The following is a 16,747-nucleotide window of genomic DNA, read 5'->3' on the forward strand; positions in this document are numbered from 1 at the left end:
GCGCCGAATAAAAGCCATCGGTTTCGAGTTAACGGCATAAGACGGCGCTTTGACGGGATTGCCCGGCCGGATTTTCGTGAAAATGCCGCCCGAAGAAGAATGATGTCGAAGGTGCTTCATGGCCGAGTTGATTGACGGAAAACGCATCGCCGAAGACGTGGTGCAGCGTGTCAAGGCCTTGACTGTCGAGCTGATGGAAAAGGGTGCGCGGAAGCCGGGTCTCGCCGTGGTCATCGTCGGCGAGGATCCGGCGAGCCAGGTTTACGTCGCCTCCAAATCCCGCACCGCCAAGGAATGCGGCTTTCATTCGGTCCAGCACACGCTGCCGGCCGAGATCTCCGAACAGGAGCTGCTTGATATCATCGGCGAGCTCAACGCCGATCCGGCCATCAACGGCATCCTGGTGCAGCTGCCGCTGCCTGGCCATATCGATGCCGGCAAGGTTATCCAGACCATCGCGCCGCAAAAGGATGTCGACGGCTTCCACTTCATCAATGTCGGCAAGCTCGGCACCGGCGAACTGGAGACGGCGTTCGTGCCTTGCACACCGGCCGGCTCGATGCTGCTGATCGAGCGCGTGCGCGGCAAGGATCTTTCCGGACTCAATGCGGTGGTCGTCGGCCGCTCCAACATTGTCGGCAAGCCGATGGCCAATCTTTTGCTCGCCGCCAACTGCACCGTCACCATCGCGCACAGCCGCACGAAGGACCTGGCTGCACTGGCGCGCACCGCCGACATTCTCGTTGCCGCTGTCGGAAGACCTGAAATGGTCAGGGGTGATTGGGTCAAATCCGGTGCTACCGTCATCGACGTCGGCATCAACCGCATCGCGGCGCCCGAAAAGGGCGAGGGCAAGACCCGCCTGGTCGGTGACGTCGCCTATGCGGAAGCGGCGAAGACGGCCGGCGCCATCACGCCGGTGCCTGGCGGCGTCGGACCGATGACCATTGCCATGCTGATGGCCAACACGCTAGCTTCTGCCTATCTCGCGGCCGGGTTGAAACGGCCCTCCTTCTGATCCTGGAAAGCGCAGCTTTGCCGAACCTCACTGTTCCCTCAGAGCGGCCGGTCACGAACGATCCCGTTCAAGGCGGCCGGCAGTTCGGGTTCCTGCTGGTCGACAAGTTTTCCATGTTCTCGCTGGCCGCCGCAATCGACACGTTCCGGTCGGCGAACCGGCTGCTCGGCCGCGACTTCTATGGCTGGACGACGGTGTCGGCCGACGGCGATGCCGTCATGGCCTCCAACGGCCTGCCGCTCAAGATCGACTACGCTGTCGCCGATCTGCCGCCGGTCGATATCCTTTTCGTCTCGGTCGGGCTGACGACGGAGTTTCCCGGCAAGAGCAAGGTGCTGGCAGCGCTGCGCAGCTGGGGCCGACGCGGCAACGCGCTCGGCGCGCTCTCGGTCGGCTCCTATCTGCTCGCCGAGGCAGGCCAGCTCGAAGGCTATCGCTGCACCATCCACTGGGAAAACCGCGCCGGCTTCGTAGAGCGGTTTCCCGACATCAACTGCACCGGCAATGTCTTCGAGATCGACCGCAAGCGCTACACCTGCGCCGGCGGCACCACCTCCATCGACCTGATGCTGGAGATCGTGCGCGGCGATTTCGGCTCGAGCCTCGCCAACGGCGTCGCCAACCAGTTCCAGCACGAGCGCATCCGCTCCGCCGGCGATCGCCAGCGCGTCGGCCCTGAGCGCGACCTGACCGGCAAATCGGAAAAGCTGCGGCGCATCGTCGAGCTGATGGCCGATCATCTCGACGAGCCGCTGTCGGCGGTGCAACTCGCCAAGTCGGCGGGTCTGTCGGTGCGCCAGGTCGAGCGCCTGTTCCTGCGTCACCTCACAGTGACGCCCGGTCGCTATTATATGCGGCTCAGGCTTGAGCGCGCGCGCGAATTGCTGCGCCAGACCAACATGCCGATCCTCGACGTGGCGATCGCCACCGGCTTCACCTCACACTCATATTTTGCCCAGAGCTATCGGCTGCAGTTCGGCCGGCCGCCTTCCGAAGAGCGGCGCACGACGTATTGAGGAGTTTGGCTCAAGGGCCGACCTCCCACACCCTGCGTCCGGGCTTGTGTCCTAGTGCCGCGTCAAATAGCTTCCCGGAACTGACGGTGACTGACTGGGGGAGATTTTCATGGCGGGACTTGCACGGAGCCTCGCCGCGGCGATCCTCCTGTTGTGGATGACGACGCCCGGCCTTGCCGCCGACCGTGTCGTCATCGTTCTCGACGCTTCCGGCTCCATGTGGGCGCAGATCGACGGCAAGCTCAAGCTCGAAATTGCCCGCGAATCGCTCCGAACCGTGCTGCAGTCGGTCCCCGCCGACAAGGAAATCGGCTTCATGGCCTATGGTCATCGCGAGAAGGGCAGTTGCGAGGACATCGAGCTCATCGTGCCGCCGCAGGCCGGCTCGGCAGGTGCTGTTTCCGCTGCCGCCGACAGCCTGAAATTCATCGGCAAGACGCCGCTGACATCAGCCGTCAAGCAGGCGGCCGAGGCGCTGAAATACACCGAGGACAAGGCCACCGTCATCCTGATCACCGACGGGCTCGAGACCTGCAATGGCGACCCGTGCGCGCTCGGCAAGGAGCTGAAGGCTGCCGGCGTCGACTTCACCGTCGACGTCGTCGGCTTCGGCCTGACCGCGGACGAGGGCAGGCAGGTCGCTTGCCTCGCCGACAACACCGGCGGCAAATACATCCAGGCGTCCGACGAGCAAGCGCTACAGAACGCATTGGTCGAAACTATCGCCGCCGCGCCTGCACCGGCGCCCGAACCAGCGCCTGCGCCGCAACCGGCGCCGGCTCTCGAGCCGGAAAAGCCAGAGTTCAACTTCGTGCCGACCGTGGTGCTAGCCGAGGGTGGCGATCCCGTCACCGACGGCAATTCCTGGGAGATCTACAAGGCGAGCTCCGACGGCACGCGCGGCGATTACGTCACCACCGAATACGGCGCCTACAAGGGCAATCTGGAACCCGACGACTACATAATTGTCGCACGCGATGGCGAGGCCAGGACCGAACAGAAGCTCAAGGTCGAGGCGGGGCAGGTCTATAAGCCTCTCTTCGCGCTGAATGCCGGCACGCTCATCATTCACCCGCGGCCAAGTGAGGGAGCGGATGTGGCCGATGGCGCAGCTGTCGTGATCGCCTATCCGGGCGTCGATACGCCCCCGACTTATTATGGCGACACGAAAGTCGTGTTGCCGGCCGGCGACCAGAAAGTGACGGTCACGATTGGGCAGGGCGAGGTTACCGAAACCATCTCGCTCACGGCCGGCAGGGTCATCGACAAGGATATCATCGTCGGCGTCGGCCACGTCGTCGCCAACGCCTACTATGTCGCCGGCGGCGACAAGGCCGACGGTTCGGGCATCGGCTTCAAGGTGTTCAAGGCAAAAAAGAAGATCAACGGAACGAGGGAAGAGGTGACTTATGCCTATGGTCCCGACAGCAAGTTCGATCTGCCGCCCGATGACTATGTGTTGATGGCGACGGTCGACCTCGCCGTCGCCGAGCAGCCGTTCAGCGTCAAGGCCGGTGAGAACCAGGATCTGAAAATCGCCATCAATGCCGGCGTGCTGGCGATCACCGCGCCAGGGGCCTCGAAGATCGAGATATTCGATCCGAAAAAGGACATCAACGGCAACCGCAAATCGCTCGGTTACGCCTATGACGAGAAGTATCAGGCGGCGCTGCCGGCCGGCGACTATGCAGTCGTCTCGGAGAAGTTGGACAACAGCTCAAGGGAAAGCACAGTGACGATCAAGGCCGGCGAGCGAACCGAGCTGACGGTGCAGTAGGGACGTAATTCGACGCCGGCAAAAGGGCGGCCCGCCAGCCACGGCATTGCGCCGCCCTTTTTTCACTGCAGTGCGAGTTCCGCCACGTTGTTTCCGAAGGCGCTGGCGCCGTGATCGGCACGGCCGACCATTTGCCGGAACCCAGCGAAAAGCTCGCGGCCGAAGCCGAATTCATTGGCGATAAGATCGCTGTCCGCCGCCCGTCGCAGTGCGAAATCGCCGGCCGGCACCAGCACTTCCAGCGTTCCGGCCTCGGCGTCGAGCCTGATGATATCGCCCTCATGGATCCTGGCGATCGGCCCGTCCTCGACCGCTTCCGGCGTCACGTGGATGGCCGCCGGCACCTTGCCGCTCGCGCCCGACATGCGCCCGTCAGTGACCAGCGCCACATGCTGGCCGCGATCCTGCAGGACGCCAAGCACGGTGGTCAGCCTGTGCAGCTCCGGCATGCCATTGGCTTTCGGCCCCTGGAAGCGGATGACGGCGATGAAATCGCCTGTCAATGTGCCTGCCTTGAACGCCTCGTTGAGCCCTTGCTGGCTGTCGAAAACCTTCGCCGGCGCCTCGATGATGCGCCGCTCCGGTTTCACGGCGGAAGTCTTGATGACGGCGTGGCCGAGATTGCCCGAGAGCATTTTCAGTCCGCCCGTCGGCTGGAACGCCTTCTTGAACGGCGCCAGCACCTTCTCGTCGCCGCTTTCGCGGGGTGAGGCCTCGCGCACCACGCCGCCATCGGCGCCGAGCTTTGCTTCGACCGCATAAGGACGCAGCCCTTCGCCCCAGACCGTCTGGACGTCCTCATGCAGGATGCCTTCGTCGAGCAGTTCGCGGATCAGGAAGCCGAGCCCGCCGGCCGCATGGAAATGGTTCACGTCGGCAAGGCCGTTCGGATAGACCCGCGCCAGCAGCGGCACGGCTTCCGAAAGGTCCGAAATATCCTGCCAGGTGATGGCGATGCCGGCCGCGGCCGCCATGGCGAGCAGATGGATGGTGTGATTGGTCGATCCGCCGGTGGCGTGCAGGCCGACGATGCCGTTGACGATCGAGCGCTCGTCGATCATCCGGCCGACCGGCGTGTAGGCGTTGCCGAGCGCGGTGATCGCCAGCGCCCGCTTCGTCGCCTCTCGGGTCAGCGCGTCGCGCAACGGCGTGCCGGGGTTGACGAAGGAGGCGCCCGGCGTGTGCAGGCCCATGATCTCCATCAGCATCTGGTTGGAGTTCGCCGTGCCGTAGAAGGTGCAGGTTCCTGGTCCGTGATAGGATTTGGACTCGGCCTCGAGCAGTTCTTCCCTTCCTGCCTTGCCTTCGGCATAGAGCTGGCGCACTTTGGCCTTCTCGTCATTGGGCAGGCCCGTCGTCATCGGCCCGGCTGGGATGAACACCGCCGGCAGATGGCCGAAAGTCAGGGCTGCGATTACCAGCCCCGGCACGATCTTGTCGCAGACGCCGAGATAGACGGCCGCGTCGAACATGTTGTGCGACAGGCCGATCGCCGCGGCCATGGCGATCACGTCGCGCGAGAACAGCGACAGCTCCATGCCGGGCTGGCCCTGCGTGACGCCGTCGCACATCGCCGGCACGCCGCCGGCGACTTGGGCAATGCCGCCGGCCTCGCGCGCCGCGTCCTTGATCAGCGCCGGAAAGGTCTCGAAAGGCTGATGCGCCGACAGCATGTCGTTATAGGAGGTGATGATGCCGAGGTTCGGCACTCGGTCGCCGCCAAGTGCCACCTTCTCCGAAGGGCTGCAGACGGCAAAGCCATGGGCGAGGTTGCCGCAGGAAAGCACGGCCCGGTTGGCAGTGCGGTTCGAGGCCTCGGCGATGCGGCCGAGATAGGCCTCGCGACCAGGTCTGGAGCGTTGGCGGATGCGCTCGGTGATGGCTTCGATGTCGCGTCTCGCGGTCATGACGTCGGTCCTTTCAGGCGAGGTCCCGCAAACACCTTCCGGCTATCTGCCGGGACCCTCGGCAAGTTGAAATCAGGGTGCCCAGAAAACCTCTACGGGCCTCTCGGCTGCGTCGAGCACGGCGCGAATGGGCTTTTGTGTTGCCGATGCCATCGCGCTCTCGAATGTCTTGCGCTTGTCCTCGCCCTCGATATGCAGTGCGATGAAGCCGGCTTCGACGATCCGCGCCAGCGACAGCGTCAGGCGCGGCTCGTCGGCGCTTGCCGCGTGAACCGGGAGCACGACCCTTTCCGAGGACGGATCGAGCAGTTTTTCCAGATTGTCGGCGTCAGGAAAGAACGATGCGGTATGGCCATCGGTTCCCATGCCAAGCACGACTACATCGAGCGGCCAGGGCAGCGACCGCAACATCCTGCTATCGGACTCCGACGTATCGCCAACGCTTGCTACCTCTTCGTAGAGCGGCACGAAACGTGCGGCTGCAGCCGCGTTTTGCAAGAGATTAGCGGCGACCAGCCCGGCGTTGGAGCGCGGAGAGGAGGCCGGCACGCAACGCTCGTCGACCAGCGTCACCGTCACCTTGTTCCAGGCGATCGGGATATTCGAAAGCGATGCGAAAAATCTCGCCGGCGTCGTGCCGCCGGAAACAGCGAGCAGCCCTGTGCCGCGCTCAGCGATTGCATTGGTCAGGCGGCCTGCGACGTGGCCGGCAAGTGCTGCCGCCAGGTCCTGGCGTCCGGCAAACGCGTGCCAGTTGTAGGCGGCGCTGTTCAATTGCTCTCGTGCCATGTCCGCCCGTCGCGTTCGATCAGCGCAATCGAGGCCGAGGGGCCCCATGTGCCGGCCGTGTAGCCCTGTGCCTCTTGCCTTCCGCTTTCCCAGGCATCCTGGATCGGGTCGATCCATTTCCACGCCGCCTCGACCTCGTCGCGGCGCATGAACAGCGTCTGGTTGCCGCGGATCACATCCATGATCAGGCGCTCATAGGCATCGGGCGCGCGGCCGTCGAAGGATTGCGCGAAGCTCATGTCGAGCGGGATCTGGCGCAGCCGCATGCCGCCCGGCCCCGGATCCTTGATCATGATGAACTGCTTGACACCTTCGTCGGGCTGCAGCCTGATGACCAGCTGGTTGGCGGAGATCGGTCCGGCGCTGTCGCCGAAGATCGAGTGCGGGATCGGCTTGAATTCGATGACGATCTCCGAGACGCGGGTCGCCAGCCGCTTGCCCGTCCTGAGGTAGAACGGCACGCCAGCCCAGCGCCAGTTGCCGATTTCGGCCTTGAGCGCAACGAATGTCTCGGTGTTGCTGTTCTTGCCGAGCTCCTCGACATAGCCTTTCACCGGCCCGCCGGCCGAGGCCCCGGCACGGTACTGCCCGCGCACCGTGTGCTTGGGCGCTTCGTTGCCGTTGATGCGTTTCAGCGCGCGCAACACTTTCAGCTTTTCGTCGCGCACGGCATCGGCATCCATCGACGACGGTGCCTCCATGGCGACGAGACAGAGAAGCTGCAGCATGTGGTTCTGCACCATGTCGCGCAACGCGCCGGCCTTGTCGTAATAGGTGACGCGATCCTCGAGGCCGACCGTCTCGGCGACGGTGATCTGGACATGGTCGACATTGGCGGAATTCCACAGCGGCTCGTAGAGCGCGTTGGCAAAGCGCAGCGCCATCAGATTCTGCACCGTCTCCTTGCCGAGATAGTGGTCGATGCGGAAGATCTGGCTTTCATGGAAATCATCGCCGACCAGATCGTTGAGCGCGCGCGCCGAGGCGAGATCGCGCCCGATCGGTTTCTCCAGCACGATGCGCGAGTTCGGCGTGATCAGCCCGTTCTCTTTCAGCTTGTGCGAGATGTCGCCGAACAGCGCCGGCGCGACTGCCAGGTAGAAGGCGCGGATGCATTCGCTTTCGCCGATCGCCTTCTTCAATTTGTCGAAGCCCGCGCCAGTGGTCGCATCGGCCGAGACGTAGGAAAGCCGGGCAAGGAACGTCTTCAGCTCCGCGGCGTCGATATCGGCCGGTCTCACATGGTCGGAAATCGCCTGCCTGGCGAAATCCCGAAATTCCTCGTCGGTCATTTTCGAGCGCGACGTGCCGATGATGCGCGTCGGTTCGGAAAACTGATGGTCGCGCTGGCGATGGTAGAGCGACGGCAAAAGCTTGCGTTCCGACAGATCGCCGGTGCCGCCGAAAATGATGAAGTCGAAAGGGTCGACGGGAATGATCTGGCTGGTCATGGTCTGTCCGCTTTGACGCCGGTCGCTGTGACGCGGCTGATATAATCTAATCGATTTAGATTTTCCAGTGCCACGGCGTCACACTCCAAGGCCAATCGGCCTTTGCCGATTGGTCCTGATGTGTGCCCTTGACACTGGCGCAACCCGGACGCTTGTCGGCGAGGTGGTTCCGGGAGGCCTTCGCAGATGCAGCATAAAGCGGGACCGAGCTGAAAGCCAAAGGAGAAATCGAGAGTATATTGATCTTTCGGCCGCCATCGCCGGCGGTTGGCCGAGCCATCGTCTTCAATCATGAGTGAGAAAACCATGCGCCTGGAAAACAAAGTTGCCATCATCACCGGTGCCGCGTCAGGTTTCGGCGAAGGCATGGCCAAGCGTTTTGCCGAAGAGGGCGCGAGCGTCGTTGTCGCCGACCTCAACGCCAAGGGCGCCGAACGCGTCGCCAACGAGATCGGCCGCGCGGCGATCTGGACCCAGACCGACGTCTCGTTGCGTTCCGAGTTCGACGAGATGGTCCATGCGGCAAAGAGTGCCTTCGGCCGCATCGACATCATGGTCAACAATGCCGGCTACACCCATCGCAACGGCGACATGCTGGATGTCGACGAGACGACCTTCGACCTGATCACGGCTGTCAACATGAAGGCGATCTACCACGCCGCTCTGGCGGTCGTGCCGATCATGGATCGGCAGGGCGGCGGCGTCATCCTGACCACGGCCTCGACGGCCGGCATCAGGCCGCGGCCCGGCCTTACCTGGTACAACGCGTCGAAGGGCTGGGCGATCACCGCGACCAAGTCGATGGCGGTGGAGCTCGCGCCCAAGAACATCCGCGTCAACTGCCTGTGTCCGGTCGCCGGCGAGACCGGCATGCTGGGAAAATTCATGGGCGCCGACACGCCGGAAATCCGCGAGAAATTTCGCGCGTCGATCCCGCTTGGCCGGCTTTCGACGCCGCTCGACATAGCCAACGCGGCGCTCTGGCTGGCGTCGGACGAGGCGGCTTTCATCACCGGCGTGGCGTTGGAGGTCGATGGTGGACGTTGCATCTGAGCCGTCCGGCCATATCGGGCTTCAACTTGCCTGGCTTCAATTGACTTGACCATCCAGCGAAAGGCATAAGACGGCAATAGGGTGGGGGTTTGGTGGCGCGATGAACGCTAGATTGCGGAAAGTTCGCGAAGACCTGGGGCAACGTCTCAGAGTCTATAAAGCAAGACGCGCTCGGGCAAAAAGCAGCGCGACTTTCATCGGCATTACTGGCAGTTCGGGTAAGTCGACGGCAGCTAGTTTGCTCGGACACATACTGGCCAGCCATGGCTCAGTCTATGCACAGGTTCTCGCCAACACGATCAAGTCGCTGGTAAGCACACTTTACAAGCGCATGAAGACTGATGGTGAGGTCGACTACGTCGTTTTCGAAGCCGGAGCCCATGGGCCCGATACGCTCAAGCCGATGGCGGATATGTTGCAGCCGCATGTGGCTGTGGTCACCATGGTGCGCCTCGAACATTTTACAGCTTTCAGGACCCTGGAGAACGTCGCCGGGGAAAAGCGCGCATTGGTCGATGCGCTGCAGCCGGGCGGCTTCGCTCTGCTCAATGCGGATGATCCCCATGTGATCGGCATGGCTTCCGCCACTCCGCATCGCGTCGTCACTTTCGGCCTGTCGGAACAGGCCGACTACCGCGTGACTAATGTCCATGCCGCCTATCCGGATAGGCTGGAGCTGGCCGTCCATTGGCGTGGCGGCGTGCTAGAGCTGAAGACGCCGTTCCCAGCCGAACATTTTTGGCTGCCGACCGCCGCAGCAGTCAGCGTAGCGCTGGAGCTTGGCGTTCCTCCCGAAAAAGTGGCGGCAAGGGTGGCGACATTTCAGCCGCTGCCAAATCGATGCCAGGTGCTCGTCACCAATGGCGGTCCGCAATTCATCGTCGACGCCGCCAAGTCGCCCTGGCATTCGATCAATCTTGCGTTCGACATGATGGCCAAGGCCACTGTCGAGCGGAAGCGCATCGTTCTGGGGCAGATTTCAGACTATGCAGGCTCGACCAGAAAGTACCATTACGCCTACAAGACCGCGCGGGAAATCGCAGACCAGGTCATCTATGTCGGCGACAATGCGCATCGCTCGGGAGCCGGGCAAGACGATCGTGACGCCGGCCGCTTTCACGAATTGCGTATGCCCAAGGAGGTCTCGGACCACATCAAGCGGACGGCCGTCGCCGGTGAGCTCATTTTACTCAAGAGCTCGTCCCGTCTTCACCTAGAGAGGATCGCGCTGGCCTGGAAGCACGACGTCAAATGCTGGGTTCCCGTCTGCGGCAAGCGGGAAGGCTGCGATACGTGCGGTCTGTTCGAAGTGCCGTTCGAAGAGCATCGCAGCCATGTCAGGGAACGCAGGCATGCCAGACGATGGCAACGCTTTCGGCGTCTGCTCGGCCGCCAACCATAGTACGGAAGCCATCTGAACCCGACCAGCCCTAGAGCAATTCCAGGAAAAGTGTGAAACGGTTTTCCGTCCGGAATTGCGCAAAAACAAAGAGATAGAGCGGTTCGGCGTTTCGTAAAACGATGAACCGCTCTAAGCGCCAGTCTTGATAAAGCTCTTGTAGATCCAGCCGCGTTTGCCGTTGTAGACGATCTGGCACCATTTCTTGCAGCCCATCACCTGAACCGAGGTCTTGGCGGGAACGGTGACTATGGGGGCCGCATTCTTCTTCGGTCCGGTGCGCATGGTGACGGCCCTTAGTATGCGTCCGGTGTCTGCCGCGCTCACTTTCTTGGCCTCGACCTTGGCTTGGGTGCCATCGTTCTGCGTCGCCGCCGGCAATTGCGGCTTAGCAGTGGGAATGGCGGCGGTTTGCGCACCGTCCGGCGCCGTCTTGTTGGGAGCCGCGACTTTGGCAAGCAATGCTGCGGCTTTGTTTTTCGCTGCCGGATCGGCGAATGCCGCCGCAGTGGACGGCTTGTCTGCCGTTGGTTCGACTTGGCCCGCCATCTGGCCGGATGCGGTCTTCTGCCTCGATCCTGTCCAGCGAGGATCATTGGGCGCCAGCGCCGGTATCTCGGCCTCAGCCGCAACCACCGCCGGCGAAACCGCATCGGCCTTGCCCGTGGCCGGCTGCACCGCGGCGACCGTCGAGGCAGCAGCCGGCACGATCTTCGTCGTTTTTACCGGAACGCTTGGAACGATCTGCTCGGGGCTCGCGACAGCTTGTCTCTCATTGGCCGGCAATGCCAGCCATAGCGCCACCGCGGCCACGCCAAGCAGCGCTGCTGTGCCAAGCGCGGCGATTACCAGATGCAAGTTCGACCGGACTTTCTGCCAAAACCTGGGCCTCATGTCGTAGCCAAACTGCATCGCAAAGCGCCGTCGTTCCGGCGCGCCGAAACTGAAGGGCTCTCTCACTCTTGCAACCTCCATTTGCGGGCCGACGTTCAATCGGAAAACCGGCGTTAGATCGGTCCCAAAACCAAAAGCGGGCAGGCCCGCAAATTCCCCCGTTTAACTGCCCACGGCCCTCATCTTTTGCCTGCGATTGTGGCATCACTGCGCCCTTGCACGGGATTCTGCATGTTCGCGAGGGATTCTGCAACCTGTGGTTAGATCCGGTGTAACCTGTGGTTAGATCCGGTCCCTCAAGGCATACCAATTGAGCGCAAGAAAGAGCAGGGGTGCGCGGAAGCGACGGCCACCGGGAAAGGCCGGGATTTTTAGATCCTCTATCAGCCTCAGCCGGTCCCGGTTGCCGGCAACGGTTTCGGCATAGAGCTTGCCGAAAAAGTTCGACAGCATGACGCCGTGGCCGGAATAGCCGCCCACCGAGATCACATTGGGCATCACCTCGCGCACAAAGGGTTTTCTCGGCATCGTGATGCCGACATAGCCGCCCCAGCCATGGGAGATCTCGACATCCCTGAGGTCAGGGTAAAGCTCGGCGATCTGCCGGCGGATGTGGACATGGATGTCTTTCGGATCGTTGACGGCGTAGATCTCGCGCCCGCCGAACAGCAGCCGCCCATCCGTCGATTTGCGGAAGTAGCGCACGACGAAGCGGGAATCATCGACCGCCTCACCGCCCGGCAGCACTTTTGTGTCGGCCCCGAGCGGCACCGTCGCGCCGATGAAGGAGCCGATCGGCATGATGTGCGCGGCACTGATCGGCTCGAGCGTGCCGCCATGGGCGTTGACGCCGATCAGACATTTCTCGGCCGATATCGTGCCTTTCGGCGTCGTCACTTTCACCTTGCCGCCAAGGGACGCGATGCCGGTCGCCGGCGTCTGCTCGAACAGCTGCGCGCCCGCCTGCGCCGCCACCTTTGCCGTGCCGATCGCCAGCTTCAGCGGATGGATGTGCCCTGTGCCGGTGTCACGGGTGCCGCCGAAGTAGCGCGTCGAGCCCAACCGCTCCGCCGTCTCCCTCGCGTCCATGAAGGTGATGTGCGGATAGCCGAAGCGGTTCGCCATGATCTCGGCATGCGCCTTATAGTCGTCGACATAGCGCTGCTTGTGCGCCACCGACATCTGGCCGGGCATGTAGTCGATCTCGATCTTGTTGACGGCGGCGAATTCGAGGAGATGCGCCTTGGCCTCTTCGGCCAGGTCGAACAGCGCCTTGGCACGGGAAAAGCCGTATTCCGCTTCCAGTTCCTCGGCCCAGGCGCGCTGGCCGGTGCCGAGCTGGCCGCCATTGCGGCCCGATGCGCCGTCGCCGAAACGATGCGCTTCGATCAGCACGACATTGCTGCCGGCCTTGGCGAGGTGCGCCGCCGCCGACAGGCCGGTGAAGCCGCCGCCGACGATGACGACATCGCATGTCCGATCGCCGTCGAGCGCCGGATATTCGGGCCGTGGGCCGGCCGTGTCCTCGTACCAGGAGCGGCCGGGGGAGATTGGGGATTGGTAGGGCATGATGACCGAGTAGGGGAGTAGGGGAGTAGGGCAGTAGGGCAGTAGGGCAGTAGGGCAGTAGGGCAGTAGGGCAGTAGGGCAGTAGGGCAGTAGGGCAGTAGGGCAGTAGGGCAGTAGGGCAGTAGGGCAGTAGGGCAGTAGGGAAGCTATTCGGCTGACAGTTTGCGGATTAGAAGTCGAAGAAGCTTTCCCACACTTTCGGTGCTCGCCAACAATGAAGCCGCCGTCGCATTCGGTGCGATACCGATACGCTCAGCGATCATAAGCTGAGTTTCTAGTTCTTTCAGTGATCCTTGAGCAATACGGAGAAATTGTTGATAGGAGCCTCGGACCTCTCTGCCATAGCCTTCCGCTATGTTCGCCGGCACCGAGCTTGCGGCGCGCCGCACTTGGCTGGTCAGTCCATAAAGTTACTCTTTCGGCCAGGATTTCGTCGCGCCGTAAACCGCCACCGCAAGGTCCATTGCCTGCTGCCAAACAATTAGATCCTTGTAGGAACCCGTTTTCTCAGCCATTTCCCCTACTCCCCTATTCCCCTACTCCCCTAAACATTTAGCAGCAGATACTCCCGCTCCCACGGGCTGATCACTTCCATGAAGGTCTCGAATTCCGCCCGCTTGATCGCCGCATAGGTCGCGGCAAACGACTTGCCGAGCAGCGCGCAGAGTTCCTCGTCGGCTTCCAATAGGTCGACGGCTTCGAGCAGGCTGCGCGGCAGGTCGATCTCGGCATCGTTGGCGGTGGTGAGGACAGGCGGCTCGGCCTTGATCTTGTTGGTCATGCCGATCAGCCCGCAGGCGAGCGATGCGGCCAGCGCCAGATAGGGATTGGCGTCGGAAGAGGGGATGCGGTTCTCGACGCGCCTGGCCGCCGGGTCGGAACGCGGAACGCGGAAGGCGGTGGTGCGGTTGTCGTAGCCCCATTTGTTGTTGACCGGCGCCGAAGCCGACTGGGTCAGCCGGCGGTAGGAATTGACATAGGGCGCAAACATCACCAGCGCGTTCGGCACGTGTTTCTGCATGCCGCCGATGAAATGAAAGAAGGCCTCGGTTTCCGAGCCGTCCTCGGCAGAAAAGACATTCCTGCCAGTTTTCTTGTCGATGATCGACTGGTGGATATGCATGGCCGACCCAGGCTGCCCCTGGATCGGCTTGGCCATGAAGGTAGCATAGATATCGTGCTTCAGCGCTGCCTCGCGGATGGTGCGCTTGAACATGAACACCTGGTCGGCGAGCTCGATCGGATCGCCATGGCGCAGATTGATCTCGAGCTGGCCGGCGCCTTCCTCGTGGATCAGCGTATCGATTTCCAGGCCCTGGCTTTCGGAGAAATGATAGATGTCGTCGATCAGTTCGTCGAACTCGTTGACGCCGGCGATCGAATAGCCGGCGCCGCCGCCGATCGCTCGTCCCGAACGCCCGACCGGCGGCGTCAGCGGGTAGTCCGGATCGGGATTCTTGCGCACGAGGTAGAACTCGATCTCGGGCGCCACCACCGGCTTCAGCCCGCGCTTGTCGTAAGCTGCAAGCACGCGCTTCAGCACGTTGCGCGGCGTGAACTCGACCGAGCGGCCGTCCTGGTGGACGAGGTCGCAGATGACCGCCGCCGTAGGGTCCTCTTCCCACGGCACCACGGTCAGTGTCGAAAGATCCGGCATCAGCTTGAGGTCACCGTCGTCCTCCGGATAGTGGAAGCCGTTGCCGTCCTCCGGATAGCCGCCGGAGATCGTCGTCATGAACACCGCCGAGGGCAGCGCCAGCGAGGTGTTTGAGGTGAATTTCTTCGACGGCATCATCTTGCCGCGCGCAACACCCGCCTGATCGGGCGTGATGCACTCGATATCCTCGATGCCGCGCCACTCCAGCCAGGCGCTGACTTCCTTCCAGTTCTTCACGCCGCGCTGATTTTTCACGAAGGCAGGCGTGCGGATACGTCCTCCGCGGCTCGACGGACGGACTTCCTTTTTTGCAGGCGGCATCATTCACCAGATTGGGTTGCGGATTTTGGAGTATAGCCGTGGGCGGTGATGGAAGGGAAGGGGAGCCGGCCCTGCGTTCGTCTGGCAGTTGAAAACCGCTCCGAGCAGCTTAGGTTCGACGCAAATTAAATGACCTCGGTGAAGACGTCGAATGCAGAACAATCATGAATTGACCACTATCGGCTTCGATGCCGACGATACGCTCTGGCAGAACGAGCAGTTCTTCCGCATCACCGAGAGGCGCTTTGCCGCGCTGCTCGCCGATCATGCCGAGGAGGGGCACATCTCGGCAAGATTGTTGGAGGCGGAGAAGCGCAACCTCGCCGTCTACGGCTTCGGCATCAAGGGGTTTACCCTGTCGATGATCGAAACGGCGATCGAGATTACCGGGGGCCGGGCGCCAGCCTCGGTCATCGCCGAAATTCTTGCCGCAGGCCGCGAGATGCTCGGCCATCCGATCGAGCCGCTGCCCCATGCGCGCGAAACCGTGGAAAAGCTGGCGAGCGCATATCGCCTGGTGCTGATCACCAAGGGCGACCTCTTCGATCAGGAGCGCAAGCTGGCGCAATCGGGCCTTGGCGACCTGTTCGACGCCGTCGAGATCGTCAGCGACAAGAGCCCTGCCACTTATACCAGGATCTTCGGCCGCCATGGTGATGGCGCGGAAAAAAGCATGATGGTCGGCAATTCGCTCAAGTCGGATGTGGTGCCGGCCATCGAGGCGGGCAGTTGGGGCATCCACGTGCCGCATGAATTGACCTGGGTGCTGGAACATGTCGAGCCGCCGGTCACCGCGCCTCGCTTCCGCCAGATAGCCGATCTCTCGGAACTGCCCCGGCTGATCGAAAACATCGGGAAAGCCGGCTGATCGTCATGGCGTCGGGCCGGGTGCTGGCTAGTTACGTCCGAGTTCGACCAGGCGGTCGATCACCGGCTGCAGTCGTTCGGTCGTGATCGGTTTGACGACCACCGCATCGACGACGCTCGACAGACCGAGGCTCTCTGGTGTGCCGTTCTTGGTCGAAAGCAGGATCACCGAGGGGAGCGACTTGCCAGAAGTGCGTCGCAGCGCGTCGATACCCGACATCAGCGCGTCGCAGTCCTTGTTGTCCGCGCCGCCGTCGAGGACGACAGCTCCGGGAATGAGCGATCGCAACGTCGTTGCTGCCGTCTCGGGCGATTCCGAGATCGGCTTGAGCCCGGATCGTTCGACGATTTTCGAAACCACCACCCGGTTGACCGGCGACTTTCCGACGACGAGCACGCGGGTGAAATCCGTGAGCATCTCGGGATCCACATTCCGGCTCACCAAACTCAGGTGGTTTACAGTCTTGGTATCGCGATTCACGGGGCGCATGAGCGGGGCGGGCACTCGACTGGTTTCAATGCAGGGTTGAAACTTTAGAGACAATTGCCGTGAGATCGCTGCCTATGTCAAGCTGAAATGGCGAACATCGAGAATATCGCAAGAAACGTTAAAATTTAAAGCAAGTTCTGTTTTTTGCCCGTATGCAAACTGGCCGTGCAAACGCAAATCACCTGCGCAGAGACTGCGCAGGTGATTCCGGATCCACAATAGGCTTTGCTTGGACTTCGGTCAGCCGTGGCTCCGCTGCGTGACGATCACCGGGATCAGCAGATCGCCCCAGTTGCCGTCGCCGCCATGGTGCCGTGCCGAGCGCACGAGCTCAACCGACACACCGGCCTCGACCGCCTTCATCACCGACTGGTTGAGCCTGTGCAGGTCGTTCGCAAGCATGCGGATGGTTGCTTGCTGGTCGACGCTCATGGTGGTGGCCTGTTCTTCGGCCCGTTCCTTGACGCGGCTTATCGATGCCATTGGTCTTCTCCTTCTGCGTATTTATACCCCTTCGGGGGCGTTCCTCTGTTCGTTGC

At 62.3% G+C, this 16,747-nt stretch carries 14 protein-coding genes and 1 pseudogene; 6 read left to right on the forward strand and 9 right to left on the reverse strand.

Annotated elements, in window-relative coordinates; genetic code table 11:
• The first annotated feature begins 118 nt into the window (after nucleotides 1-118).
• From folD to RPG13_RS10610, 3 genes are all read left to right on the forward strand, one after another.
• On the forward strand, nucleotides 119-1,018 hold the full coding sequence (folD, locus tag RPG13_RS10600) for a bifunctional methylenetetrahydrofolate dehydrogenase/methenyltetrahydrofolate cyclohydrolase FolD (protein WP_292623363.1): 900 nt from the start codon (nucleotides 119-121) through the stop codon (nucleotides 1,016-1,018).
• Nucleotides 1,019-1,035: 17 nt separating this feature from the next.
• Nucleotides 1,036-2,034, forward strand: coding sequence for a GlxA family transcriptional regulator (locus RPG13_RS10605; protein ID WP_095483530.1), 999 nt, complete (start codon nucleotides 1,036-1,038; stop codon nucleotides 2,032-2,034).
• A 109-nt stretch (nucleotides 2,035-2,143) separates the two neighbouring features.
• The gene (locus RPG13_RS10610) at nucleotides 2,144-3,811 is read left to right on the forward strand and encodes a vWA domain-containing protein (protein WP_337124998.1); all 1,668 of its coding nucleotides are present in this window, start codon (nucleotides 2,144-2,146) and stop codon (nucleotides 3,809-3,811) included.
• Nucleotides 3,812-3,873: 62 nt separating this feature from the next.
• Here RPG13_RS10610 and edd read toward each other — a convergent pair whose 3' ends face one another.
• From edd to zwf, 3 genes are all read right to left on the reverse strand, one after another.
• On the reverse strand, nucleotides 3,874-5,718 hold the full coding sequence (gene edd / locus RPG13_RS10615) for a phosphogluconate dehydratase (protein WP_337124999.1): 1,845 nt from the start codon (nucleotides 5,716-5,718) through the stop codon (nucleotides 3,874-3,876).
• A gap of 72 nt (nucleotides 5,719-5,790) precedes the next feature.
• A complete protein-coding gene (pgl, locus tag RPG13_RS10620; protein ID WP_095483533.1) occupies nucleotides 5,791-6,507 on the reverse strand; it encodes a 6-phosphogluconolactonase in 717 nt (238 codons plus the stop codon).
• Nucleotides 6,489-7,958, reverse strand: coding sequence for a glucose-6-phosphate dehydrogenase (zwf, locus tag RPG13_RS10625; protein WP_095483534.1), 1,470 nt, complete (start codon nucleotides 7,956-7,958; stop codon nucleotides 6,489-6,491). The genes pgl and zwf overlap by 19 nt, the downstream gene beginning before the upstream one ends.
• A 306-nt stretch (nucleotides 7,959-8,264) precedes the next feature.
• Here zwf and RPG13_RS10630 point away from each other — a divergent pair, with 306 nt between their 5' ends.
• The gene (locus RPG13_RS10630; RefSeq protein WP_126103654.1) at nucleotides 8,265-9,011 is read left to right on the forward strand and encodes an SDR family oxidoreductase; all 747 of its coding nucleotides are present in this window, start codon (nucleotides 8,265-8,267) and stop codon (nucleotides 9,009-9,011) included.
• Between the two features lie 100 nt (nucleotides 9,012-9,111).
• Complete coding sequence (locus RPG13_RS10635) at nucleotides 9,112-10,413, forward strand: Mur ligase family protein (RefSeq protein ID WP_127290413.1); 1,302 nt, start codon at nucleotides 9,112-9,114, stop codon at nucleotides 10,411-10,413.
• Between the two features lie 129 nt (nucleotides 10,414-10,542).
• On the opposite strand, the gene RPG13_RS10640 is transcribed toward RPG13_RS10635, so the two are convergent.
• The 4 genes and pseudogenes from RPG13_RS10640 to RPG13_RS10655 all read right to left on the reverse strand — a co-directional run bounded on the left by RPG13_RS10640 (nucleotide 10,543) and on the right by RPG13_RS10655 (nucleotide 14,854).
• Nucleotides 10,543-11,370 carry an SH3 domain-containing protein gene (locus RPG13_RS10640; RefSeq protein ID WP_164759002.1) on the reverse strand — a complete coding sequence of 276 codons (828 nt, stop codon included), beginning with the start codon at nucleotides 11,368-11,370 and terminating at the stop codon, nucleotides 10,543-10,545.
• 216 nt (nucleotides 11,371-11,586) lie between these two features.
• Nucleotides 11,587-12,873 (reverse strand): NAD(P)/FAD-dependent oxidoreductase, encoded by a 1,287-nt coding sequence (locus RPG13_RS10645; RefSeq protein WP_337125000.1) that lies wholly within the window; start codon nucleotides 12,871-12,873, stop codon nucleotides 11,587-11,589.
• Nucleotides 12,874-13,019: 146 nt separating this feature from the next.
• A pseudogene (locus RPG13_RS10650) lies at nucleotides 13,020-13,388 on the reverse strand (four helix bundle protein).
• Nucleotides 13,389-13,417: 29 nt separating this feature from the next.
• Nucleotides 13,418-14,854 (reverse strand): glutamine synthetase family protein, encoded by a 1,437-nt coding sequence (locus tag RPG13_RS10655; RefSeq protein ID WP_164547036.1) that lies wholly within the window; start codon nucleotides 14,852-14,854, stop codon nucleotides 13,418-13,420.
• Between the two features lie 148 nt (nucleotides 14,855-15,002).
• Here RPG13_RS10655 and RPG13_RS10660 point away from each other — a divergent pair, with 148 nt between their 5' ends.
• Entirely contained in the window at nucleotides 15,003-15,719 is a 717-nt protein-coding gene (locus RPG13_RS10660) for an HAD family hydrolase (protein ID WP_126103649.1), read from the forward strand.
• 27 nt (nucleotides 15,720-15,746) lie between these two features.
• On the opposite strand, the gene RPG13_RS10665 is transcribed toward RPG13_RS10660, so the two are convergent.
• Together RPG13_RS10665 and RPG13_RS10670 are read right to left on the reverse strand one after the other, a co-directional pair.
• Nucleotides 15,747-16,136 carry a response regulator gene (locus tag RPG13_RS10665; RefSeq protein ID WP_245465510.1) on the reverse strand — a complete coding sequence of 130 codons (390 nt, stop codon included), beginning with the start codon at nucleotides 16,134-16,136 and terminating at the stop codon, nucleotides 15,747-15,749.
• A gap of 312 nt (nucleotides 16,137-16,448) precedes the next feature.
• Nucleotides 16,449-16,691 (reverse strand): SMc00767 family acetate metabolism repressor, encoded by a 243-nt coding sequence (locus RPG13_RS10670; RefSeq protein WP_095483542.1) that lies wholly within the window; start codon nucleotides 16,689-16,691, stop codon nucleotides 16,449-16,451.
• Nucleotides 16,692-16,747: the final 56 nt, after the last annotated feature.

Source organism: Mesorhizobium sp. ISC15 (assembly GCF_037162615.1).
Taxonomy (GTDB): domain Bacteria; phylum Pseudomonadota; class Alphaproteobacteria; order Rhizobiales; family Rhizobiaceae; genus Mesorhizobium; species Mesorhizobium mediterraneum.